Raw genomic sequence first — 22,918 nt, forward strand, 5'->3', positions numbered from 1 at the left:
CCGACAACCGACAGGAGGAGCCATCATGTCCCAAGCTTTAGGCAGCCGCAGCTGGATCATCCCGGACGGCTACATCCCGCCGCTCAGCAGCGGGTCGCTGGAGAGCCACGAGAGCATCTGCGTGCTCAATGCCGGCGACGAGCCGGCCGAGCTGGAGCTGACCGTCTACTTCGAGGACCGCGAGCCGCTCGCAGGCATCGTCGAGACGGTGCCGGGCCGCCGCACCCGCCATATCCGCACCGCCGGCCTCGCCAGCGGCGGCGAGCGCATTCCCGCGGGCGTGCCCTACGCCGTCACCGTGGCGAGCTCGGTGCCGGTCGTCGTGCAGTACAGCCGGCTCGACTCGACGCAGCCGGAGCTCGCGCTCATGAGCGTCATGGCGCATCCGCTGGAGCGGAGCTGAGCCGGGCGGGGATGCTGGCGCGTGGAGGACAGCGTTCGCTTTGATCTCATAAAGCCGGCAGCAAAAGCAGACCGCCCACCTTCGAGGTGCTGGCGGTCTGTTTTTGCTTGATCTGTATGATGGATCATCCCGATTTTGATCGTCTGGCGAACGCAGGGATCGTTTTGTGCGATTTATCGTACAAACGATGATGCTCGCTTGTCTATCCGCCGCCGGCTCGGTAAAGTAAATCTATGGCATTCCGCAGCGGGAAGAAGGCTGCGAGCCGGGACAGACTTCGCCGGGGAGAGGAGGCGCCGCGATGCTCATCTATTTCTTCGCCTTGCTGGCCGCCGGAGCGGCGGCGCTGCTGGCGCGGCCGCGCGAGGCGGAGAGCCGCTGGGCGGCGGCGTTTCTGGCGCTGGCCTCGCTGGGCGGCGCCGCTTCCTGGCTGGAGCGGGCGGGCCAGCCCGCAGGAGCAAGAGCGCTGGAGCTGCTCAACGCCTGCCTGACGCCGTGGGCGGTGCTCGTGTTCGCGCTCGTCTGGAGCGGACTGCTCGCCGGGACGGGCGGGGCGAGCGGCGGAAGCGGACGGAGCGTCGCGACGGGCCGGACGAGCGGCGGAAGCGGATGGCGCGTCGCGACGGGCGGGACGAGCGGCGGAAGCGGATGGCGCGTCGCGAATGGCGGCGCCAGCCCGCTCGTCGCCCTGATCCTGCTGCTGCCGCCGCTAGTGTCGCTGGGCGAGGCGCTGCTGCGGGGAGGCGGTCCCCATTACGGGCTGCTGCTCGTCTGGACCGCTCCGTACTATCTTGCCGCATGCGCCGCGATGATCCTGGCCGTGCGCCGCGAGGCGCATCCGCTGAAGCGGCGCTCGCGGGCGATCATGGCCGTCATCATGGTGCCGACGCTGCTCGCGGTGCTCGGGCTGATCAATGTCGGGCGGGCGATCTCGCCGGACTTCGATTTTTTCCGGTATGTATCGCTGTTCATCGTCTTCTCGATGGGCGCCGCGGCGGCGGGGCTGTTCCTGTACGGCGTGCTCGGCATCCGGCTGCGGCTGGAGCGAGATCCGCTGGAGAGCGCGATGCGCGCCGCCGGCCTCGGAGCGTCGATGCTCAACCACTCGCTCAAAAACGAGCTGGGCAAGATCAGCCTCGCCTCCGAGCTGCTGCGGCGGGAGCTGGAGCGCGGGGATGCCGCCAAGGAGCCGGCTGCTCCTGCAGCCGTCGGCACAGACCCTGCACCTGCAGTCGCGGCTCCTGCAGCGGAGCCTCCCCCGGCGTCGGCGCCTCCGCCATCGAAGCCGGCGGTCCGCGGAGCCGAGCAGCTGCAGCAGATCCAGCGCTCCGCCGGCCGCATGCTGGAGACGGTGGAGCGGCTGCAGACGCAGCTGAAAGCGATCCGCTGGCAGGCGGAGCCGGTGCGGCTGCCCGAGCTGCTGGCGCGCGCGGCGGAGCGGAGCGCTCCGCTCGCCGCGTCCCGGGGCGTTCAAGTGAGCGTCCGGTCCGGGGGCGTGCCGGAGGTGGCGTTGGCGGATCCTTTTCACCTGGAGGAATCGCTCGTTAATCTGCTCGCGAATGCGATCGAAGCGACGCCGGCTGGCGGCGAGGCGGTCGTGAACGCGCAGCGGCAGCGCCGGCGCCTGCTCATCCGGGTGGACGATACGGGCGAGGGCATCGCGGCGGAGCGGCTGGCGCAGGCGTTCGAGCCGTTCTACAGCACGAAGAGCGGGCGCATGAACTACGGCATCGGGCTGTCCTACGCGCATCAGGCGATGCGGATGGCGGGCGGCAGCGTGCGGCTGGAGCGCCGGGAGGGCGGCGGCACGAGGGCGGAGCTGCGGCTGCCGCAGCTCGGCAGGCAGGGCGGAGAGGAGGAGCGGCGATGAGAGATTCGGAGGCGAGGCCCCCGAGCACAGGCGGAGAAGCGGCGGAGGAAGCGCGGGAGCGGGAATCCGGGAACGGAGGCGCGGACCGGGGCGAGTGCCGGGGCGAGTACGGCCGCGCCGTGCGGGAGCCGGACGGGAAGCGGCATAATGCGGCGTCGATCCGGCTGCTGATCGTCGAGGACGACCCGGAGTGGGTGCGCTCCATGACGCTGTACCTGGAGGCGGAGCCTGACCTGGTAGTGGCGGGCTGGGCGGCGGGGCCGGAGCAGGCGCTTGAGGCGGCCCGCTCGCTCGACTTCGACGCGGTGCTGATGGACATCCAGCTCGGTGACGGCATGCGGGACGGCATCGCGGTCGCGGCCGACCTGCTGGAGCTGCGCGAGGTGCCGATCGTCATGCTGACCTCGGTCGGGGACGAAGCGATGATGACGCGCTCGTTCGGAGCGGGGGCGGCGAGCTATGTGGAAAAAAGCCGCTACGCGGACCTGCCGGCCGCGATCCGCGACGCGGTGCGCCGTCCGGCGCCGATGCAGGCGCTGCTCAAGGAATTTCGCCGCCTGAAGCGGGAGGAACGGCTGCAGCCGCTGACGCCGGCCGAGCGCGAGGTGTTCGAGCTGATCGAGGATGGCCGCACGCAGGCCGAGATCGGGCGGAAGCTGTTCAAGAGCGAGAGCACGCTCAAGAACCAGGTGAACCGCATCCTCAAGAAGCTCGGCGCGAGCTCGAGCCGCGAGGCCGTGCGCCGGCTGCGCCGGGGCGACGACCGCGAGCCGGACGGCGGCGAGCAGCGGTAGGAGATTCGTTTCGGCGGAGGATCAGAGGCGCGAGGAGCGCATGAATCGAAAGGCTTGCGCCTGGCAAGCTTTTTTTGGCGTGGAGGGACTCTGGCGGGCTGTCCCGGAGTCCGTCATGCCGCAGCCTTGAAGCGGGTATTTTTGACGAGAACCGCGCGTGCTAACGTCATTTTTGCCTTTAGGGAGCGAGGTTCGTCGGCATCAGCGCATCCTAACGTCATTTTTGCCTTTAGGGAGCGCGGTTTGTCGGCATGAGCGCGTGCTAACGTCATTTTTGCCTTTAAGGAGCGCGGTTCGTCGGCAGCGCAGCGTCCTCAGCACCATGTTCAATGATCCGAAAGGTTAGCCCGCTGCGCAAGCCGAGCCTTTCTCCGGTTCCACTGGAAGCCGGATGCCCGGATTTTCCGACGTCCCAGGCGAAGGCCATCCGACTTCCAAGAGGACCTCTCTGTCGCTTCTACGAAAGGCATCGGCTCGTTCCGCTCCCCTCGTTTGCATGATTTGGGGGACCATGGCCTGCGCCAGCGATGAGGAACGTTCATGAGGCCGGAATTCCAATACGACCCACGAATGAAGAGTGGATAAGGTAGCGGACAAATTGCGCGATCAGCTCGGCATGCAGGCGAACTGGCGGAACGACTCGGAAAAATCGAGCATACGGGCATGTAGACGGGACGGAGGGGGGAGCGGGCATGGACAGTAAAGGAAAGGAGTCCGTGTCCCGCCAAACGCTCTCTGCAGAAGCCAGAAGCGAGACGGAGTTCGTGTGGAAGAAGGAAGCGGCAGCGGTTTTTTTGGCGTGGAGGGTCTCTGGCGGGCTGTCCCGGAGTCCGTCATGCCGCAGCCTTGAAGCGGGAGCCGCATCCGCCGGGACGCGGAGTGGAGGCGCAGCGGCAGAGGGCCTATGAAACTGGGGCCTGCCGCGAAAGCAGCCGCAGCGGTACGATGATGGCAGATCAGGGACGACCACGGACAGCCGTCCCGCGAAGGGAGGGAGCCGCATGAGGCCGATCGAGGCGGTGGCGCTGGTGGACGGGGAGTGCGCGCTATGCGGCGGGCTGGCTCGTTTCGCGGCCAAAAGAGAGCGCGCGGGCGGACTTCGCTTCGCCGCTCTCCAGTCGGAGGAGGGGCAGTATCTGCTGCGCGGCCACGGGCTCGACGGAGCGCGGACGGACAGCTTCGTGCTGCTGAAGGACGGGCGCGCCTACGCGCGCTCGTCCGCCTCGCTCGAGCTGTTCCGGCTGCTGGACGGGGGGTGGCCGCTGCTGAGCGCCCTTCGCCTCGTGCCGCGGCCGCTGCGCGACGCCGCTTACGCCGGCATCGCCGCCGTGCGGCATCGGCTCGGCCGGCTGACTGGAGTCGGCGCGCCGATCGGCGTGCACGGAGCAGCTTGCTCCGTGGAGCAAGGACGCGAGCTGAGCGGCCGGCTGCTGCAAGGCATGGAGCAGGCGCGGACGTTTCGGCTCGGGCAGGAGCGGCTGGCGGTGAGAGAGGATGCTGCGGCGGCATCGGAGACGGGAGGCGGAAAAGATGCGTGAGCGGAAGATAGAGGCTGCGGCGGAAGCCCGCCGCCAGCCGGAGCAGGTGGAGTCGTCGGCGGAGGCTCGCAGGCAGTCCGGTCGGCCGGAGCCGCCAGCGGAAGCCGGCCGCCAGCCGGAGCAGGTGGAACCGTCGGCGGAGTCTCGCAAGCAGTCCGGTCGGCCGGAGCCGTCCGCCGATGCTCGCAGACCCGTTGGCAAGCCCGTATACGTCGAGCTGGCCATGCGCTGCACGATGGAGGAGCTCTGGCGGCATACGCAGCAGCCGGAGCAGCATGAGCGCTGGGACCTGCGCTTCAGCTCGATCCGTTATCTCCCGCGCGAGGAAGGCGAAGCGCAGCGCTTCCTCTACACGACGCGCATCGGCTTCGGGCTGGCGATCCGGGGCAGCGGCGCGACGCGCGAGCGCACCGGTCCGGATGGCGTACGGGTATCCGCGCTGCAGTTCCAATCACCGCAAAGGCTGTCGCTCATCCGCAGCGGCGCCGGCTTCTGGCGGTACGAGCCGGGCGAGCGGCCCGGCGAGCTGCGCTTCCTGACGCGCTACACGTACTCGACCCGCTTCGGCGCGTCCGGCCGGCTGCTGGACCGCTTCGTCTTCCGCCCGCTCATGGGCTGGGCGACCGCCTGGAGCTTCGACCGGCTCCGCCTCTGGCTCGAAAAAGGCTGGGCGCCCGAGCTGACGCTGCGCCTCGCGCTCGTGTACGCCGTATCGCTGGCGCTGCTCTCCGGGCTGTGGCTGTACGAAGGCCTCGTGCCCAAGCTGCTGCTGCCGTCGTCGGAGGAGCTGCGTCTGCTGCATGGCCTCGGCTTTTCGCCGGAGGCGGCCCGGATGTCGCTGGCCGCGCTTGGGCTCGGCGAAGCGGCGCTTGGAGCGGCGCTGCTGCTCGGCCGCTCCGCCCGGCTGCTGCGCTGGCAGGGCGTGCTGCTCGCCGCGCTTGCCGCCGGCGCGCTGATATCCCGCCCGGAGCAGCTGGCCGAGCCGTTCAGCGCGCTCACGCTGACGCTGCCGATGCTCGGCCTGAGCGCGGCCGCGCTGCTGGCGCAGCCCTTCGTCCCGCGCGCCGGCCGCTGCCGCCGCCAGCCGCCGTCCGCATCGGAAGCGGCTCGGCGCCGAGCGGATGCCGATTCGCCGCTCCGCTCGCGTTCGGGCGCGGACGGATCGCACGGTGCCGCTGACATCCCACTCGACTTCGAAAGGAGCCTTTTCGATGATCCGTCCTCCCGCTGATTCCAGCGCCTCGATCACGCCCTGCGGCTTCGCTTCTTCCGCAGCCTCGATCACGCCTCGCGGCTTCGCTTCTTCCGCATCCGCGAGCGTTCTCCGCCGTTCAAGCCCTGCCGGCGCTTCCGCTCTGCAGCTGCCGCCCGCGCCGCCCGCCGCCTCCGCGGCGGACCGCATGCCGCTTGGCCTGGACGAAGCCCCACGCTCCATCTATGAGCAGGCGCTCGGAGCCCGCTTCGCGGAGCTGCATCCTCGCATCCGCGAGCGCTTCTCGCTGCACAGCCGCTCCGGCCTCGCCGCGCTCGGCACGGGAGTCATGCACGAGGTGTGGCATAATCGGCTGGCCGCGCTTCCGCTCTGCATCGGAACGACGCGCCATATCATGTTTCCGCAAAGCGGCTGCGACGTGCCGTTCACGATCCGCAACTACGCTTACCGCGACCGCTTCGGCCGCGAGACGGTCACCTGGATCCGCTCATTCCGCTTCGGCCGGCAGGAGCGCCGCTTCGACGCGACGATGATCTACAGCCGCGAGCGCGGCTGCATCGTCGATTATCTCGGCAACCGCCAGCATCTGGCGGTGGACATCGAGGCGGAGCCGTCGGAGTGGGGCGGCATCCGCATCCGTTCGGGCGCGCAGCGCTTTTACGAGGGCTGGCTCGGCTTCCGCTTCCCGGAGCTGCTGACCGGCGCGGCCGATGTGCATGAGTGGTACGACGACCGCGCCTGCCGCTTCCGCATCGAGGTGCGCGTGCGCAATCCGCTGCTCGGCGACGTGTTCCGCTACGACGGCAGCTTTGCCGGCGAGCTGCTGGAGGTCGGCCAGGAGCCGCCGCCGGCGGACGTCCTGCCGCGGAGGACCGAGGGGCGCGAGTAGCGGACGGGGCGCAGCCGCCGGCTTGATCCGGCCTGGAGCGGGTCTGCCGGCCGGGCGCCTGCCGTCCCAAGGCCCTCCTCCTTTGAAAGGGATGCTCCGCCGGCTCTTGTTTCTCCGTATGCGGATCTGGACCTTTCTCCCGCCGCTCGCCCGCTCTGTCCACTCTCGCTCAGCCTGTCGCTCGGCTGCTCTCGCTCCGCTCTTTCCGCTATAACCGTTCTTGCCCTGAAGCTCCTCTTCCGCTGGAAGGGGAGTTCGTTTACGATGGAAGGAAAGCCGCGCTACGGTCCGGTTCGATGCGGCCTCGCCGCCCCCGGCAGCCGCTTTTCCCATCCCAAAACGACAGGAGACCTGTTCATGGAAGCGAGCGTATCCATCCTTTTCACCCCCGACATCCTCGCCCGCGCCGCCGAGGCGTTCGGCCTGCAGGGAGAGCCTCGCAAGCTGGGCGACTTCGAAAACTACCTCTTCGAGCTGGAGGATCGCGAGGGCGATCCGGCGATTCTGCGCCTCACCCACAGCAGCCACCGCAGCGCGGAGCAGGTGGAGGAAGAGCTCCGCTGGCTGCGCCATCTGGCCGCCTCAGGGCTGGAAGCGGACGTCGCCGCCTGCGAGCCCGCGCTCTCCGGCGAGTGGGTCGTGCCGCTGGAGGCTGCGGACGGCAGCCGGTTCTACGCCAGCCGCTTCCGCAAGGCGCCCGGCGCCCGCGCCGCGGCCGGGCCGGACGGCTGGGATCCGGCGCTCGTGCGCGAGTGGGGCGCCGTCACCGGTCGCCTGCATCGGGCCAGCGCCTCGTATGAAGCTCATCATCCGCGCCATCATTGGCATGAGGAGGAGCTGACCGTGAGCCGCGGCCAGTATCTGGCCGGCGAGCCGGAGCTGCTGGACCGGTTCGAAGAGGTGCTGGAGGAGCTGCGGCGGCTGCCGCTTGCGGACGACAGCTACGGCCTCATCCACGGCGATATCCACCAAGGCAACTTCCACGCGCATGAAGGCAAGCTGACGGTGTTCGACTTCGACGACGCGGAGTACAACTGGTTCGTGCACGATCTGGCGATCCCGCTCTACTACGCGCTCGGCGGAGCGGCGGTGCAGCAGCTGCCGGAGGTCGAGCGGGAGGCGTACGCGGCTGCGTTTTTCCAGCCTTTTTACGAAGGCTACGCCTCCGAGCATGAGCTGGACCTGGACTGGCTGGACCGGATCGGGCTGTTCATGCGCATGCGGGACCTCGTCCTCTACACCGTGCTGGCCAAGAAGCTCGACGAGTCGGAAAAGGTCGGCCGCATGGCCGACTGGATCGCCGAGATCCGCGCCCGCATCGTCGCCGGCGAGCCGATCTCCAAGCTTGACTTCCGCGCGCTGGCGGCCGAAGCGGCGGGACAGCCGGCTCCGGCGGCCAAGGCGGCATCGGAACGGAGGGACTGACATGGAGCGGATGTCGCTGAGCCGCGATCCGGCTCTGTTCGAGCGGGCGGAGGCGGCCTTCCGCCGGGAAGCCGCCCGCATCCGCGAGCTGCTGCCGGACGCGGACGTCCAGCATATCGGCAGCACGGCGGTGCCGGGCAGCCGGACCAAGGGCGACCTCGACCTGCAGGTGCGCGTGCCGCTGGAGCGGATGGCGGAGGCGGAGGCCGCGCTGGAGCGGCTTTACGACGAAAACGAGGGCAGCGGCCGGACGGAGAGCTTCCGCTCGTTCAAGCGCGACGACGCCGATCCGCCGCTCGGCGTGCAGCTGACGGCGATCGGGTCGGACATGGATTTTTTCGCGCGGCTCCGGGACGCGCTGGCAGCCGATCCGCAGCTGCGCGAGCGGTACGACGCGCTCAAGCTCCGGTTCGACGGCGAGAGCATGGACGAGTACCGCGAGGCCAAGGCGGCGTTTTTCGCGGAAATTTTGGGTAGGGGGGCGAATTAGTCTTCGGGCGAAAGAATATGCCCTTCGTCTAGGAGCACCGTGCCCTCCTACGTCCCGCCGAACGCCCGATCCAAGGCACAAATCTGCCCTGGATCCGCCGGAATCCCGCCGAACAGCCCAATCCAAGGCACAAACCTGCCCTGGATCCCTGGGAATCCCGCCGAACGGCCCGATCCAAGGCACAAACCTGCCCTGGATCCCTGGGAATCCCGCCGAACAGCCCGATCCAAGGCACAAACCTGCCCTGGATCCGCCGGAATTCCGCCGAACAGCCCGATCCAAGGCACAAATCTGCCTTGGATCCCCGGGAATCCCGCCGAACAGCCCGATCCAAGGCACAAACCTGCCCTGGATCCGCCGGAATCCCGCCGAACGGCCCAATCCAAGGCACAAATCTGCCTTGGATTTTTTCCATGCCTCCAAAACCTGTCCGCCGAACCGCGCAGCCCGTCCTCGCATCCGGACTGGACGGGCAAGGCAGCGCGCCGCGCCGGTAACCGCTCGCTCCTTCTTGCCAATAGGCGAAGAACCGATCAAGCCAAGCGCCATCCCTAAGGCCAAGCCTGCCGCCAAGCCCGCCGCCAATCTTTTATTTCTAAGATAGAGTTGGGGTATACTGGTAGCATAGAGACCATCATCTGGGAGGTGCACCACTCGACTCATGGACAAGGTTCTGTCATCGCTGGGCAAGTACCGGCTGTCGGCCGGCGTCGCCCTCTTCATGATGCTGCTGGAGCTGGCCGTCGAGCTCTCGCAGCCGTTCATCATCTCGCGCATCATCGACGCGGGCATCCGCGCCGGCGACACCGGCGTCGTCTGGATGTGGGGCGGCGTGCTGGCCGGAGGCGCGCTGCTGGCGTTCGCGGCAGGCATCATCGGTTCCTACTATGCGGCCTACGCCGCCCAAGGCTTCGGCTACGACCTGCGCGAGCGGCTCTATGCCAAGGTGCAAGGCTTCGCCTTCGAGACGTTCAGCCGCTTCGCCTCCTCCTCGCTCATCACCCGCCTGACCGGCGACGTGAGCCAGGTGCAGGAGACGATCTTCATGGCGCTGCGCTTCATGACGCGCATCCCGCTCGTCGTTGCTGGAAGCGTCATCATGGCGATGATCGTCAACCTCAAGCTCGGCCTCATGCTGGCGGCAAGCGTACCGCCGCTGCTGCTGTTCGTCTGGTGGATGATCCGGCGCGCGGGCCGCTTGTTCCAGCTGGTGCAGCAGCGGCTTGACCGGGTCAACGGCGTCATTCAGGAAAATCTGACCGGCATCCGCCTCATCCGCGTCTTCGTCCGCATGGACCAGGAGAACCGCCGCTTCCGCGAGGCGAGCGGCGAGCTCATGCGCGGCACCGTCGGCGCGCTGCGGCTGACCGAGACGACGCTGCCGTTCATCATGCTGCTCGTCAACGCGGCGATCCTCGCGATCCTCTGGTTCGGCCGGCTCGACATCGCCTCCGGCACGGCGACCGAGGGCGAGACCGTCGCCGTCGTCAACTACGCGCTGCGCACGATCGGCGCGATGAGCATGCTCGCGTGGATCGCCGCGATGTTCTCGCGCGCGGGCGCCTCGGCGGGCCGCATCCGCGAGGTGCTGCGCTCGGGCGACGCCGCCTCCAGCGCCGAGCGCGCAGGCGTCGAGCGACTCGCCGGCGCGGATGTCGAATTCAAAAACGTCTCCTTCACCTATCCGGACAGCGACCGGGCGACGCTGGAGGACATCTCGTTCCGCGCGCCGGCCGGCTCGCGGATCGCCATCCTCGGCGCGACCGGCTCCGGCAAGTCGGCGCTCGCCCAGCTGCTGCTGCGGCTGTACGACGCGGACGCGGGCGAGGTGCGCGTCGGCGGGACCGACGTCCGCCGGCTTGACGTGCGCTCGCTGCGCGGGAGCATCGGGTACGTGCCGCAGGAGGCGGTGCTGTTTTCCGGCACGGTGCGCGAAAACATCGCCTGGGGCCGCCCCGAGGCGACCGACGCGCAGATCGCCGAGGCCGCCCGCGCCGCCCAGCTGCACGAGACGATCCTGAACCTGCCGCAGGGCTACGAGACGCGGCTCGGCCAGCGCGGCGTCAACCTGTCCGGCGGCCAGAAGCAGCGGCTGTCGATCGCCCGCGCGCTCGTGCGCGAGCCGCAGCTGCTCGTCCTCGACGACAGCACGAGCGCGCTCGACGTCAAGACCGAGGCCGCGCTGCTCGGCGAGCTCGAGGCGCTGCGCTGCACGACGTTCCTCATCACCCAGAAGATCGCATCGACCGCTTCGGCGGATCTCATCCTGCTGCTCGACGAAGGGCGCCTGATCGCGTCCGGCACGCATGCGGAGCTGCTGCGCGGCTCCGGGCTGTACCGCCGCATCGTGGAGTCGCAAGCGGGAAAGGAGGCGCGCCATGCGTGAACGATGGCTGGACCCGTTCCGCGTCCCCCAGCCGGAGACAGACTCTGCCGCCTCCATGCCGGAGGCGGCGCAAGGCGGCGGCCACCGCGGCGGCACGCGCCCCAAGGCCCGCGCGAAAAACATGTCCGGCACGCTGCGGCGGCTATGGGGCTACCTGGCGGAGCGCAAGCTCAAGCTGACGGCCGTACTGGCGCTCGTCGCGCTCAGCTCCGGCCTCGCGCTGCTCGGGCCGTACCTCGTCGGCCAGGCGGTCGACCTTTATCTCGATGAAGGCGCGGCGAACGCGCCCGATTTTCCATGGGGATGGTTCCTGCTGCTGCTCGGCGGGGTGTACGTGCTGACCTCGGCCGTCTCCTGGACGCACAACGTCTGGATGATCTCGATCGCGCAGGAGACGGTGTACCGGCTGCGGACCGACCTGTTCGCGCATCTGCACCGGCTGCCGATCCCGTTCTACGGGCGGCGCCAGCAGGGCGAGATCATGAGCCGCCTGACCAACGACATCGAGAACGTCAGCGGCACGCTCAACAGCTCGGCGATTCAGATCTTCTCCAGCGTGCTGACGCTCGTCGGCACCGTCTCGGTCATGCTGTGGCTGAGCCCGCTGCTGACGCTGCTGACGTTCACGGTCGTGCCGCTTATGTTCATCGGCATCCGCTGGATCACCCGCCGCACCGGCCCGCTGTTCAAGGTGCGGCAGCGCAGCCTCGGCGAGCTCAACGGCTACATCGAGGAGACGCTGTCCGGCCAGCGCATCATCAAGGCGTTCTCCCAGGAGGAGCGCGTCCAGGGCGAGTTCCGCGCGCGCAACGAAGGCATCCGCGCCGCCGGCTTCTGGGCGCAGACGATCTCCGGCTTCATCCCCAAGGTGATGAACAGCCTCAACAACCTCAGCTTCGCCATCGTCGCCGGCATCGGCGGCATCCTGGCCACGCGGGACGTCATCACGGTCGGCACGATCATCGTGTTCGCCGAGTATTCCCGCCAGTTCACGAGGCCGCTCAACGACCTGGCCAACCAGTGGAACACGCTGCTGTCGGCGATCGCGGGGGCGGAGCGGGTGTTCGAGATCATGGACGAGGACACGGAGGAAAAGGAAGACGGCGCGGCGCAGCCGATCGAGCGCGTCTTGGGGGAAGTGCGGTTCGAGCACGTCGGCTTCGCGTACGACGAGGGCAAGCCAATCCTTTCCGGCGTCAGCTTCACGGCTCGGCCGGGCGAGATGATCGCGCTCGTCGGTCCGACCGGCGCGGGCAAGACGACGCTCATCAACCTGCTGTCGCGGTTCTATGAGCCGACGGAGGGACGGATCACGCTCGACGGCCGCGACCTGGCGTCGATCCGGCGGGACAGCCTGCGCTCGCAGATGGCGTTCGTGCTGCAGGACTCGTTCCTGTTCGAGGGCACGATCCGCGAGAACATCCGCTACGGCCGGCTGGACGCCACCGACGCGGAGGTCGAGGAGGCCGCCAAGCTGGCCAACGCCCACAGCTTCATCGTGCGCCTCAAGGGCGGCTACGACAAGCGGCTGAGCGCGGACGGCAGCGGCATCAGCAGCGGCCAGCGGCAGCTGCTCGCGATCGCGAGGGCGATTTTGGCCGATCCGTCCATGCTCGTGCTCGACGAGGCGACGAGCAGCATCGACACGGTGACGGAGATCAAGATCCAGGAAGGGCTGCAGCGGCTCATGCAGGGCCGCACGAGCTTCGTCATCGCGCACCGGCTCGGCACGATCCGCGAGGCGGACCGCATCCTCGTGCTCAAGGACGGCCGCCTGCTGGAGCACGGCTCGCATGACGAGCTGCTGGCGCAGGACGGCTTTTACGCCGAGCTGTACCGCAGCACGCAGCGCGGCGAGTCGGTCGACAGCGCCAGCGAGTCGGCGGGGTCGAGGGTGTCGGAGGCGGCGGAGGCGGACGTGCAAGCCGCCGGCTCCGGTCCGAAGCGCAGCTCTTTCAAGTGACGAGGCCAATAGAGAAACAGCCGTCCCGGGTTTGAACTGCACCCCGTCAAGTAGACAGTACAAAAAATAAAGATCTATGAAGCGGCCTTAGCCCTAAATTCAATGGGACTGAGGCCGTTTAGTTTTTTCTGCAATCGTTCGTAATTGTAAAAGTGGATGTAATCATCAATATCGTTCTTTAGCTGCTCAAAAGTTTGGTATTTATGCAAGTAGTACTTCTCACATTTCAACGTTCCCCAAAAAGATTCCATAGGACCGTTATCAATACAACGTCCGACCCGGGACATGCTCTGCTTCAGCTTAGCCTTATCCAACATTTTCTTAAAACTCGAAGACGTGTACTGGAAGCCCCGGTCGCTATGAAGGAGCGCTTTGCTTCTTGGCGCTGCCTTTAGCGCCAACTTCAATGTTTTAAACACGAGCGGATTATTATTGGAATGTCCCAGTACATAAGAAACAATCGATTTATCATGAAGGTCGAGAATGGCGCTTAAATAGGCCTTCTGACCGTTGCCATATTTAAATTCAGTGACATCCGTTAGCCACTTTTCGTTCGGTGCTTCCGCTTGAAACGCACGGTTTAATACGTTCTCAGCTACGTGCTGCGGTGTAGAACGTTCATATTTCTTTTTCTTCCTGCGAATGACGGACTGAATCCCTTTTATCTTCATCAGACGATACACGCGTTTGTGGTTAATCCGCTTCTCCGTTTGTCGACGCATATGCAGCGTTAATTGACGGTAACCGAAGGTGCCTTCAACCTTTTCATATAACGTCATCATGACCGCCGTAAGCTCCTGGTTCTCCAACTGTCGTTGGCTAGGCTTGTGACTGAGCCACTTGTAGTAGCTTGACCTTGGAATCTCCGCCACCTTGCACAGTAGCTGTATGCTAAGCGCTTCTGCCTGCTGCACGGCTTGGATAGCGAGATAAATGTTTTCCTGTCGATGTCCGCTTAGCGACGCCTCCCTTGAAACTCCTGTAACTTTTTTAAGAAAGAATTCTCCGCCCGAAGCCGCTCAACCTCGTACTCCAGTTTCTTCATGGCGAGCTTTTGCTGGTCGACCTCAGATAACTCTTCAGGTGCCTTTGTGCGCCCTCTGCCGTCTCGCAAAGCGTTCTCGCCATCTGCTTCGTACTTCTTTACCCATCCGTAAACTTGCTGATAAGAAACGTGATATTTCTCTACTGCTTTTTGATAGTTTCGATTTTGCGATAAGCAATAGATTACAATGTCCATTCGTTCTTCCCAAGTCGTTGTCCGTCCCTTTGTCATAGCGGCTCCGCCCCCGTTCTTATACGGTCTTAGACCGCTATGACTATTATACTTCTTAATCCAGTTTCGGAGCTGTGTACGGCTTGCCATATGGTACTTCCTTATGATTTCATTCTGTGAGTACTTTCCAGATAGATAATCTTGAACAGCCTGAAGTTTAAGTTCCACTGAGTAGCTCTTATTCTCTGCACGCCATGCTAACCCTTCGAATCCGTACAGTTCATAACGACGTCGCCATTCCTTCAACGTACTGACGTTAATGTTATATTTACAAGCGATGTCTCTTCGTGATCCCCGTCCTGCTTCATACTCCTTCAGAATGGCCAATTTCTCTTCTCCGCAGTACTCATTTATTTGAGACATGAAAAAACTCCCCTTGATAAACAGGTTTTTATTATTTCACCTGTCTACCTAAAGGGGAGCATATCAGTTGCCGGGACGGCTTTTGGTCGTTGCGGAAAGGGGAGACGACTCGGCCCATGGGCTCTGTTTCTCCGACCGCCTCAGGCTTCTTCTCTTTTGGACGATCTGTGCCAAAGCGTCGGGTAAAGACATTCTTTTTGGGAACCACTCTAATGTACTCTCTTAGGACCCTCGATAAAATAGATATAGGATTTTACGGATTAAATAACTCTTTATAGTTGGAGGAGTGTTGTTGAGAAGAGCGGGACTTGTACTTTCACTCATGTTTATTATTTCTATAACAGTAATCATCGTAAATTATTTTTCGAAAGATAATCTGACCGTCTTAGAATCTGACGATGGAATAATAGCTGAATGGAATAAGAAACCTCTTGATGGAATAGTCACCTCTATTGCTTTTGGAAACTCCATGTTCGTGGGAGTAGGAAATGGGATAATCGTTGCTTCCACCAATGGAGTTGATTGGAGAAGTATCGTCAATGATTCCGAATTTAATTATAATGAAGTATTAAATGATATTAGATTTGTTGAAAATCAATTCATTGCAGTTGGTAATAATGTGATTTATAGATCGTTAGATGGAATCGAATGGGTTAAAGTATTGGATGACTTTAAAAATCAACGTCATAATGTTGCATATGGAAATGGTGTTTTTGTTTCTTTGGGACATGGAGGTGTGATGAGATCCAAAGACGGAATATCATGGGATTACGATGAATCCTCCCTATATTGGAGTCCAAGAAGTGATTTATGTTTTGCAGATGGGAAATTTGTTGCCGTTGGCCCTTATGAAGCATCTACTTCCAAAGACGGAGTTTCATGGGAGACCACGCAATTTCCTTATATGGATGGAGGAGGGTATCTAACTTCAATTGCATATGGGAATGGAATGTTTATTGCTATAGGTGGATTAGATGATAATGGAGCTGTTATATGGAGTTCATTAGATGCTATAAAGTGGGATCCTGTTTTACGAGTAAAAGATACCTTCCAAAATGGGCATTTTTTTAATAATAATTTTTACTTTGTTGGAAACAATGTAATAATCAATTCTTCGGACGGTGTTAATTGGAGTATAAAAAATATTCCTAAAAATAAATTCATTTATGACGTTGCCTACGGGAATGGAGGGATAATCGGAGTAGGTAGGTTGGATGAAGATATCGAATTTAAGTATAGAGATGTTTCTCTTAAGCTAAATTATTAACCGCAGCAGGCTGGTGTGCAGGGCGAGTAGGATAAGGACGCTGGCAATTTAGGTCACGCTCCACCCCCTTGCTGACTACCGTTTGGAATAAGCTGCTTTAAGTTCGGCGTCTTCGCTGTGCTTCATCATCTGCGTGATCGGAGGGAGGATAATTCTTCGCAGGGCCGGCGTGCCAGCCATGGCATTTCTTTACGGACTGATGTTCATCTTTTCCATGCTCATCCTGGCTTATGCGATTTTGAGCCATCCTCGCAAAGGGGAGGCCGCTCTGTTCGCGCTTCTGCAGCTGCTGCTGCTGAACAGCGTCTACTCGGTGTACAAAATGATGGCGCTGAAGGGCTCGACGGAAAGCGACAGCTACCTGGTTCTGTTTCGAACGGACTCCTCCGGAGCGGAGAATGCGGCGCTGTTCTCCTTCGCTGCGGCTTTGCTGACGCTGGCGGCCTATATGGCGGCACGGACGTCGCGAGCCAACCAGGAATGAAGCCGATGACTGGACCCCTTGGATTTCTAACGATACGGACGAGCGCTATTCGGCGTTTTTGCGTGCTTTTTTGAGGCTAACGAAACTGAGAGACGCTATTTGGTTGAAAAAGCCGTGTTTGGAGCGAATTCGGCGGCAATAAGGTCATGTAGGTTCGTTAAAATTCAGCGAGGCGAATATTTTACGGAATAAGGCTTGTCAGTATCGTTAGCCCGGAGGCCGAGGGGAGGGAGGCTTCGGCCAAAGGGCAGCTCCGGCCAGCGGCTGAGCGCGGTCGGCAGCGTCATCAAAAGGCGGTCTGAGCGTATTTCTTTGGGGAATGGCAACGATAAAAAAACCGGAATGCCCGAAGGCATTCCGGTTTTTTGCTCTGCTTTTCAACCCGTGCCATCCTACGCCTTCAGCGAATTGAGCTTCGCCCGGGGATGGTTGAACGTCTGGATCCAGTTGCGGATGGCAGCGACGATGATGATGATGCCGAGCACGAGCATGATGATCGACAGCACGCCGTTCAGCACGTTGTAGCCGGCGGCCGCAGCGTTCAGGTACACGTTGGTCACCATCCAGTAGCCCGCATAATTGACGGTGACGAACAGGTAGGCGAGCGGGATGAGGCAGGTCAGCATGTAGCGCCGCTTGTCGGCGATGCGCAGGATGACCGTCGCGCCGATGATGAGGCCGATCGAGGCCATCAGCTGATTGGAGACGCCGAACAGCGCCCAGACGGAGCTGATGTCGCCGGAATACAGCAGGTAGCCCCACATGAAGCAGGCGAGCACGCTGGCGAAGATCGTGCCCGGCACCCAGTCGACGCGCTTCAGCGGCTTGTAGATCTCGCCGAAGAAGTCCTGGATCAGGTAGCGGGAGACGCGCGTGCCGGCGTCGATCGCGGTCAGGATGAACACGGCTTCGAACATGATGACGAATTGGAAGAAGTACGGCGCCATGTTTTCGAACCACGGAATCTTGGTGAAAATGTACGTCATGCCGACGGCCAGCGTGACCGCGCCGCCGGTGCGGCCTTCGAGCTCGAGGCCGATCTCGCGGTTCAGCTCGGACAGATGCACGGTACTCATTCCGAGCGCCTCGAACACTTCCGGCTTGGAGTTGATGGCGAAGTAGTCGCCCGGCATCAGGGCCGTGGCTGCGATGAGCGCCATGATGGCGACGAGGCACTCGACGAGCATCGCGCCGAAGGCGACCGGCTTGATGTCGCTCCAGCGGTTGATCATCTTCGGCGTCGTGCCGGAGCCGATGAACGCGTGGAAGCCGGAGATCGCGCCGCAGGCGATCGTGATCGAGATGAACGGCCATACCGGTCCGGCGATGATCGGGCCGCCGCCGCCGATGAACTGCGTGAACGCCGGGAACTGGATCTCCGGGTTGATGACGAAGACGCCGATGATGAGCGCGATGAACACGCCGATCTTCATGAAGCTGCTGAGGTAGTCGCGCGGGGCGAGCAGCAGCCATACCGGCAGGGCGGCGGCGAAGAAGGCGTAGATCGGCAGGATGATCGCCAGCGTCTTGGCGTCGATCGTCAGCCAGTCGCCGAGCATCGTGTCCTGGATGTACGGGCCGGCGAACACGCCGATTAGGAGCAGGATGAAGCCGACGGTCGAGGCGAGCTTGAGGTTGCCGGTCTTTTTGTAGAACAGGCCGACGCCCATGGCGATCGGGATCGTGATGGCGACCGCGAACGTGCCCCAAGGGTTGTTCTCGAGCGCATGCAGCACGACCATCGACAGGCCGGCCATCGTGATCGTGATGATGAACAGCATAGCCAGGCCCGTGCAGAAGCCGGCGACCGGACCGAGCTCCTCCTTGGCGACCTCGGACAGCGACTTGCCGCCGCGCCGCATCGAGGCGAACAGCACGACCGCGTCATGCACCGCGCCGCCGACGACGGCGCCGATCAGCAGCCAGAGCAGGCCGGGCAAATAGCCGAACTGCGCCGCGAGGATCGGACCGACGAGCGGACCGGCTGCCGCGATGGCCGCGAAGTGGTGGCCGAAGGCGACCCATTTGTTGGTCGGGACATAGTCCTTGCCGTCCTCCAGCTCATGCGCCGGCGTCGGCTTGGAGTCGTCCAGCTTGAGCACTTTGTAGGCGATGAACGTTCCATATAGGCGGTAGGCAATCAGAAGGAAACAGATCGACCCGATGACGATTGAAACCGCATTCATGTTGTGACCTCCCTAAGAAACCCGTTGTTTCGTCCAGCATAAGGGATGCAAACGGGTTCGGGAGCGTTTTCACGATGAAAAGCGGCCGTCGGGGGATGAAATGCACGGCGAGCCGGATGAGCGGAAGCGCCTTCACGAAAAAGTCGGGCGCTTGGAGCGTCCTGGGGCCGGGGATAGGCTCGGCCAAGCAGCCGCTTCGGCGGCCGTCGGGAGACCCTGCGCCTGCCGCTCCGCGCCCCGCCTACCACCCGAGCCGCTGCTTCAGCTCCTTGAGATGGGTGCGGCTGACCGGGACCTTGTCGCCGGAGCGCAGGATGAGCGTGCAGGTGGAGTGGAACCACGGCTGGATTTCCGCGATCGCGTCCACATGGACGAGGAACGCCCGATGCACGCGCGCGATCGGCGTGCCCTGCAGCTTCTGCTCGAACGCGACGAGCGGCTCGGCGCTGACGTAGGCTTTGCCGTCCGCGAGCGCGATGCGCGTCTTGCCCTCCTCGGAGGCGAGGTAAAGGATGTCGCCGACCGGCAGCAGCACGATGCGCTCGTCGACGGCGACGGCGAGCTTGCCGGTGCGGCTCGGCGCCGAAGCTCCCGGAGCTGCCGAGGCATGCGCCGCTCCGCCGCCGGCTGCGCTGCCGCCGCCCGGCTGCGCAGCCGCCTCGAGCCGCCGCGACAGCTTGTCGATCGTCTGGCGGATGCGCTCCTCGTCGTACGGCTTGAGGATGTAGTCGGCCGCGTCCAGGTCGAACGCCTGGAGCGCATGCTCGTCATAAGCGGTCGCGAACACGATCGCGGGCGGCCGCTCCAGCCGCTGCAGCCGGCGGGCGACGTCGAGTCCGCTCGCCTCCGACAGCTGGATGTCGAGGAAGACGACGTCGGGCGCGGAGTCGGCGATGCCGCGCAGCGCCTCCTCCGCCGTCTCGGCCTCGCCGACGATGTCGACCTTCCGCGTCCGCCGGAGCAGATAGGCCAGCTCGTCGCGCGCGAGCGGCTCATCCTCGACGAGATAGACTTTCAACATAGGGCTCTCCTCCTGTCTGCGCCTGGGAGCGGACCGGCACGGCCAGCACGACGGTCGTGCCCTCGCCGGGGCGGCTGATGATCTCGAACGACGCCTCTCCCTGATAGATTTCCTCGATGCGGGTGCGGATATTATGAAGCGCCGTGCCGGTGCCCGCTGCCGATTCGACCGGCTCGCTGCCGATCGACGAGAGCCGCTCCGGCGCGATGCCGACGCCGTTGTCCTGCGTCTCCAGCCGCATCCGCTCGCCGTCGCGGACGGCGCGGACGGACACGCGGAACGGGCGCTTTCCCTTCAGCGCCGGGCCGAAGGCATGGCGGACGGCGTTCTCCACGAGCGGCTGCAGCGTGAACGGCGGCACGAGCACGGTTTCGAGCTCCGGATCGATGTCCAGCCGCACGTCGTAGCGGCCGGGGAAGCGAGCCTTTTCCAGCGTCAGATACGCCTCGACATGCTCCAGCTCGCTGCGCAGCGGGATGAGCATCTGCCGCGCGCCCTGCAGGTTGCTGCGGAAAAAGACGCCGAGCTGCAGCAGCAGCTTGCGCGCCGTCTCGGGCTCGGTGCGGACGAGCGCGGAGATCGTGTTGATCGCGTTGAACAGGAAATGCGGATGCACCTGCGCCTGCAGCGCCTTGACCTCCGCGTCCTTGAGCAGGCGGCTGAGCCGCTCGGCCTCCGCGAGCTCCAGCTGGGTCGAGAACAGGCGGCTGAGCCCTTCGGCCAGCTCCTGCTCGACGAGGTCCATCTGCAGCGGATCGGTGAAATACAGCTTGAGCGTGCCGGCCGTCTGGCCGTGCACGCGCAGCGGCAGCACGATCGCGGCCCGCAGCGGGCAGCCCTCATGCTCGCAGGCGATCGCCTCGCGCGTCTTGGCCTTGAGCAGCGTCCCGTGCTCCAGCACGTTGCGGGTGAGCTGCGTCGACAGGCTCTGCAGCGGGATGTGATGGTCGGAGGCGGCGCCGGCGTGGGCGAGCACCGTCTCGCGGTCGGTGATGGAGATCGCGTCGGCCGTCGTCTCGCGCAGCATGATGGCGGCGACCTCGCGCGAGGAGCGGACGTTCAGCCCCTGGCGGAAAAACGGCAGCGTCAGGTCGGCGATATGCAGCGCCTTGTACGTCTGCAGCGCGCTCGTGCGCTCGCCCTCCTGCAGGATCGACTGGATGAACAGCATGAACAGCAGCGTGCCGAAGCCGTTGATGACGATCATCGGCAGCGCGATCACCTCGACGAGCTGCAGCGCCGTATCGAGAGGCCGCGCGAACAGCAGGATCAGTCCCATCTGAATGCACTCCATGACGATGCCGATGACGACGGCCCAGCCGGTCATGCGCTTGCCGGCGCGCCGCAGCCGCGGCCCGAGCAGGCCGGTGACGATGCCGGCGAAGATCGTGGAGAAGCCGCAGGCATAAGCGGTGAAGCCGCCGAGCGACATCCGGTGCAGGCCGGCGACGAGGCCGGCGCCGAGGCCGACGAGCGGCCCCCCGAGCAGGCCGCCGAGCGCGACGCCGAGCACGCGCGTATTGGCGATCGCGCTGTCCGCGTCGACGGCGGTCTGCCACGGCTCGGTGGCGACGAGGCCGCCGCTGATCTTGATGCCGGTATAGTTGCTGACGATGCCGAACACGCCGAAGATGGCGATGAGCAGCAGCTTGTCCTTGAGCCGATGCTCGTGGCGGATGATCTGGCGGAACGACTTCATGCGCGAGAGCAGGAAGACGATGATGAGCAGCAGGCCGACGCGCTCCAGCATGAGCGGCAGCAGATGGACCACGGGCATTCCCTCGCTTTTATGGATCGGGTTCTGCGACTGATTATACCCTAAAAAGCCCAGCCTGCGGCGGGACCCCTCGGGCGAGAAAGCTGGAGTTTCAAGTCATCTTCCATTAAAATGGAATCAGACCAGAAATTGCATGACATCCGCGCCGGCTTGCCGCAGCTTTTGCGGCGGCCGGCCGCCGACTTCCGCCTGGCCGATACGCCGTCCGACTTTGCAAAGGAGGCATTTCCATGGCTTACAATCCGTTTGAGGACAAGTCGCTCCATCTGACCGTGCCGCCGTCCATGCCCGAGGAGCTGAAGGACCGCGAGCCGTTCAATGACGTCATCCGCCACGGCCATATTGTCACCGGCTTCCGCATAAGCCGCTCGCTGCGGCATCTTCCGGCTTGGCTGAATCGGCCGCTGCGCCTGCTGATCGCGGCCCATGTGCTGGTTTTCCTCGGGTCGGTCCTTCACGAATCCGTCGCGCTGGCGTTGGAATTGCTGCCGTTCTGAGCGTTTTTTTCTCCGATGCTGCTAGTTTCTTGCCCATATGGGTAAAAGAAGGGAATAGGAAATCCGAAGCGGAGGTCGGTGAAGATGAACGAATACCGATTGTTGGACGGAAGCCTGCTCATGACCGACGGCAAGCTGCTGCTGCTCAAGCGCCCCGGCAGGGAGCCGGAGCCGGCAACGGCGGAGGAGGCGCTGCCCGAGCTGCTGGAGCTGCTGGAAGCCCAGCGCGTCAGCAAGGTGGCGCGGCTGCAGATGGAGATCGCCCAGGCGCTGGACGAGTCGATGAAGCTTGGCGCCGAATCGGCGGCCAAGATCGTCATCGACGCCTACCGTCCGGTGCTGGACGAGCGGACGACGCAATAAGCCAAAAAGGACGAAGGCCGGGCTCCTGCTCGGCTTCGTCCTTTTTTTGATATGGAATCAAGTCTATCTGCGCAGGCTGCCGAAAAATCGCTAAAATAGGGGATGAAGACGAGCCCGGGAGGGGAGCGAGCACGGCAAGCCTTGGTTAGGCCTGCTGTTCTTGGCCTTCCGCATAGGCGGCTGCGGCCGCGGCAGGATCGTAGAACATGATCTCGATCAGATGGCCGTCGAGGTCCTCGATGCTGCGGGAGTACATGAATCCCATGTCCTGCGGATCGGCCGCCTCGGCCGCGCCGGCAGAGAGCGCCTTGCCGATCAGCTCGTCTACCTGCTCGCGGCTGTCGGCGGAGAGGGCGAGGATGAGCTCGCTCGTGCGCGCGTCGGCGATGTCCTTGCGGATGAACTTTTTGTAGAACGGGTGGATCAGCAGCATGAGGAACGTGTTCTCGTTGAGGATGACGCAGGCGCCCTCGTCGTTCGTCATCTGCTCGTTGAACTCCAGTCCAAGCGAGCGGTAGAATGCTGTGGAGCGCTCCATGTCCTGCACGGGCAGGTTGATGAAGGTCATTTTCGGCGCGTAAGCCATGTTCGATCTCTCCTTTAATCAGGCGGATTCGGGGATGAGCCTATTGTAGCCCTTCCGCCGAGGGGCCGTTTCTTCTGGATCGCCATGATGGGCAAAAAAAGACGAAAAGCGACGAGTCGCGAAAAGG

Annotated in this window: 19 protein-coding genes; 14 read left to right on the forward strand and 5 right to left on the reverse strand. The window is 63.7% G+C overall.

All coding sequences use genetic code 11. The features are described from left to right. Window positions 1-25 precede the first annotated feature (25 nt). From GE073_RS03685 to GE073_RS03730, 10 genes are all read left to right on the forward strand, one after another. Entirely contained in the window at window positions 26-403 is a 378-nt protein-coding gene (locus tag GE073_RS03685) for a sensory rhodopsin transducer (protein ID WP_028600087.1), read from the forward strand. A gap of 301 nt (window positions 404-704) precedes the next feature. Beyond that, the gene (locus GE073_RS03690; protein ID WP_153782781.1) at window positions 705-2,273 is read left to right on the forward strand and encodes a sensor histidine kinase; all 1,569 of its coding nucleotides are present in this window, start codon (window positions 705-707) and stop codon (window positions 2,271-2,273) included. Continuing rightward, window positions 2,270-3,067, forward strand: a complete 798-nt coding sequence (locus GE073_RS03695) for a response regulator transcription factor (RefSeq protein WP_153782782.1) — start codon at window positions 2,270-2,272, stop codon at window positions 3,065-3,067. Before GE073_RS03690 ends, GE073_RS03695 begins: the two co-directional genes overlap by 4 nt. A 1,001-nt stretch (window positions 3,068-4,068) precedes the next feature. Then, the gene (locus tag GE073_RS03700) at window positions 4,069-4,605 is read left to right on the forward strand and encodes a thiol-disulfide oxidoreductase DCC family protein (RefSeq protein WP_084137487.1); all 537 of its coding nucleotides are present in this window, start codon (window positions 4,069-4,071) and stop codon (window positions 4,603-4,605) included. Continuing rightward, window positions 4,598-5,836 (forward strand): DoxX-like family protein, encoded by a 1,239-nt coding sequence (locus GE073_RS03705; protein ID WP_228551250.1) that lies wholly within the window; start codon window positions 4,598-4,600, stop codon window positions 5,834-5,836. The genes GE073_RS03700 and GE073_RS03705 overlap by 8 nt, the downstream gene beginning before the upstream one ends. A gap of 169 nt (window positions 5,837-6,005) precedes the next feature. After that, on the forward strand, window positions 6,006-6,707 hold the full coding sequence (locus tag GE073_RS03710; protein ID WP_028600088.1) for a DUF4166 domain-containing protein: 702 nt from the start codon (window positions 6,006-6,008) through the stop codon (window positions 6,705-6,707). Window positions 6,708-6,971: 264 nt separating this feature from the next. Beyond that, window positions 6,972-8,132, forward strand: a complete 1,161-nt coding sequence (locus GE073_RS03715; RefSeq protein ID WP_101808526.1) for a phosphotransferase enzyme family protein — start codon at window positions 6,972-6,974, stop codon at window positions 8,130-8,132. 1 nt (window position 8,133) lies between these two features. Continuing rightward, window positions 8,134-8,622, forward strand: coding sequence for a GrpB family protein (locus GE073_RS03720; RefSeq protein ID WP_101808527.1), 489 nt, complete (start codon window positions 8,134-8,136; stop codon window positions 8,620-8,622). 661 nt (window positions 8,623-9,283) lie between these two features. Next, on the forward strand, window positions 9,284-11,008 hold the full coding sequence (locus GE073_RS03725) for an ABC transporter ATP-binding protein (protein ID WP_153782783.1): 1,725 nt from the start codon (window positions 9,284-9,286) through the stop codon (window positions 11,006-11,008). Then, window positions 11,001-12,971, forward strand: a complete 1,971-nt coding sequence (locus GE073_RS03730; protein ID WP_153782784.1) for an ABC transporter ATP-binding protein — start codon at window positions 11,001-11,003, stop codon at window positions 12,969-12,971. Before GE073_RS03725 ends, GE073_RS03730 begins: the two co-directional genes overlap by 8 nt. 74 nt (window positions 12,972-13,045) lie before the next feature. Here GE073_RS03730 and GE073_RS03735 read toward each other — a convergent pair. Beyond that, window positions 13,046-14,610 (reverse strand): IS3 family transposase gene (locus tag GE073_RS03735; protein WP_101807520.1). Its coding sequence is split into 2 segments (ribosomal slippage): window positions 13,046-13,974 and window positions 13,974-14,610, totalling 1,566 coding nucleotides; the frame shifts between segments, so codons are not numbered across the junction. A 292-nt stretch (window positions 14,611-14,902) separates the two neighbouring features. On the opposite strand from GE073_RS03735, the gene GE073_RS03740 reads away from it, so the two are divergent. Beyond that, complete coding sequence (locus tag GE073_RS03740; RefSeq protein WP_153782785.1) at window positions 14,903-15,877, forward strand: beta propeller repeat protein; 975 nt, start codon at window positions 14,903-14,905, stop codon at window positions 15,875-15,877. A gap of 178 nt (window positions 15,878-16,055) precedes the next feature. After that, entirely contained in the window at window positions 16,056-16,361 is a 306-nt protein-coding gene (locus tag GE073_RS03745) for a hypothetical protein (protein WP_028600091.1), read from the forward strand. A gap of 392 nt (window positions 16,362-16,753) precedes the next feature. Here GE073_RS03745 and cstA read toward each other — a convergent pair whose 3' ends face one another. The 3 genes from cstA to GE073_RS03760 all read right to left on the reverse strand — a co-directional run bounded on the left by cstA (window position 16,754) and on the right by GE073_RS03760 (window position 21,339). Continuing rightward, complete coding sequence (gene cstA / locus GE073_RS03750; protein WP_153782786.1) at window positions 16,754-18,547, reverse strand: carbon starvation protein CstA; 1,794 nt, start codon at window positions 18,545-18,547, stop codon at window positions 16,754-16,756. A 241-nt stretch (window positions 18,548-18,788) separates the two neighbouring features. Further along, complete coding sequence (locus GE073_RS03755) at window positions 18,789-19,568, reverse strand: LytR/AlgR family response regulator transcription factor (protein ID WP_153782787.1); 780 nt, start codon at window positions 19,566-19,568, stop codon at window positions 18,789-18,791. Then, the gene (locus GE073_RS03760) at window positions 19,540-21,339 is read right to left on the reverse strand and encodes a sensor histidine kinase (RefSeq protein WP_153782788.1); all 1,800 of its coding nucleotides are present in this window, start codon (window positions 21,337-21,339) and stop codon (window positions 19,540-19,542) included. Before GE073_RS03760 ends, GE073_RS03755 begins: the two co-directional genes overlap by 29 nt. A 236-nt stretch (window positions 21,340-21,575) precedes the next feature. Between GE073_RS03760 and GE073_RS03765 the strand changes: the two genes are divergently transcribed. Beyond that, complete coding sequence (locus GE073_RS03765) at window positions 21,576-21,842, forward strand: hypothetical protein (protein ID WP_043111681.1); 267 nt, start codon at window positions 21,576-21,578, stop codon at window positions 21,840-21,842. Window positions 21,843-21,926: 84 nt separating this feature from the next. Beyond that, a complete protein-coding gene (locus GE073_RS03770; RefSeq protein WP_127464496.1) occupies window positions 21,927-22,205 on the forward strand; it encodes a hypothetical protein in 279 nt (92 codons plus the stop codon). A gap of 145 nt (window positions 22,206-22,350) precedes the next feature. Here GE073_RS03770 and GE073_RS03775 read toward each other — a convergent pair whose 3' ends face one another. Then, window positions 22,351-22,791 carry a VOC family protein gene (locus GE073_RS03775; protein ID WP_028600096.1) on the reverse strand — a complete coding sequence of 147 codons (441 nt, stop codon included), beginning with the start codon at window positions 22,789-22,791 and terminating at the stop codon, window positions 22,351-22,353. Window positions 22,792-22,918 lie beyond the last annotated feature (127 nt).

The sequence above is a fragment of the Paenibacillus sp. B01 genome (assembly GCF_009649995.1).
Lineage (GTDB): Bacteria > Bacillota > Bacilli > Paenibacillales > Paenibacillaceae > Paenibacillus_O > Paenibacillus_O pasadenensis.

Coding starts and splice junctions, on each gene's coding strand:
- GE073_RS03685 (WP_028600087.1), top strand. CDS start 26: ATGTCCCAAGCTTTAGGCAGCCGCAGCTGGATCATCCCGGACGGCTAC.
- GE073_RS03690 (WP_153782781.1), top strand. CDS start 705: ATGCTCATCTATTTCTTCGCCTTGCTGGCCGCCGGAGCGGCGGCGCTG.
- GE073_RS03695 (WP_153782782.1), top strand. CDS start 2,270: ATGAGAGATTCGGAGGCGAGGCCCCCGAGCACAGGCGGAGAAGCGGCG.
- GE073_RS03700 (WP_084137487.1), top strand. CDS start 4,069: ATGAGGCCGATCGAGGCGGTGGCGCTGGTGGACGGGGAGTGCGCGCTA.
- GE073_RS03705 (WP_228551250.1), top strand. CDS start 4,598: ATGCGTGAGCGGAAGATAGAGGCTGCGGCGGAAGCCCGCCGCCAGCCG.
- GE073_RS03710 (WP_028600088.1), top strand. CDS start 6,006: ATGCCGCTTGGCCTGGACGAAGCCCCACGCTCCATCTATGAGCAGGCG.
- GE073_RS03715 (WP_101808526.1), top strand. CDS start 6,972: ATGGAAGGAAAGCCGCGCTACGGTCCGGTTCGATGCGGCCTCGCCGCC.
- GE073_RS03720 (WP_101808527.1), top strand. CDS start 8,134: ATGGAGCGGATGTCGCTGAGCCGCGATCCGGCTCTGTTCGAGCGGGCG.
- GE073_RS03725 (WP_153782783.1), top strand. CDS start 9,284: ATGGACAAGGTTCTGTCATCGCTGGGCAAGTACCGGCTGTCGGCCGGC.
- GE073_RS03730 (WP_153782784.1), top strand. CDS start 11,001: ATGCGTGAACGATGGCTGGACCCGTTCCGCGTCCCCCAGCCGGAGACA.
- GE073_RS03745 (WP_028600091.1), top strand. CDS start 16,056: ATGGCATTTCTTTACGGACTGATGTTCATCTTTTCCATGCTCATCCTG.
- cstA (WP_153782786.1), bottom strand. CDS start 18,547: ATGAATGCGGTTTCAATCGTCATCGGGTCGATCTGTTTCCTTCTGATT.
- GE073_RS03755 (WP_153782787.1), bottom strand. CDS start 19,568: ATGTTGAAAGTCTATCTCGTCGAGGATGAGCCGCTCGCGCGCGACGAG.
- GE073_RS03765 (WP_043111681.1), top strand. CDS start 21,576: ATGGCTTACAATCCGTTTGAGGACAAGTCGCTCCATCTGACCGTGCCG.
- GE073_RS03770 (WP_127464496.1), top strand. CDS start 21,927: ATGAACGAATACCGATTGTTGGACGGAAGCCTGCTCATGACCGACGGC.
- GE073_RS03775 (WP_028600096.1), bottom strand. CDS start 22,791: ATGGCTTACGCGCCGAAAATGACCTTCATCAACCTGCCCGTGCAGGAC.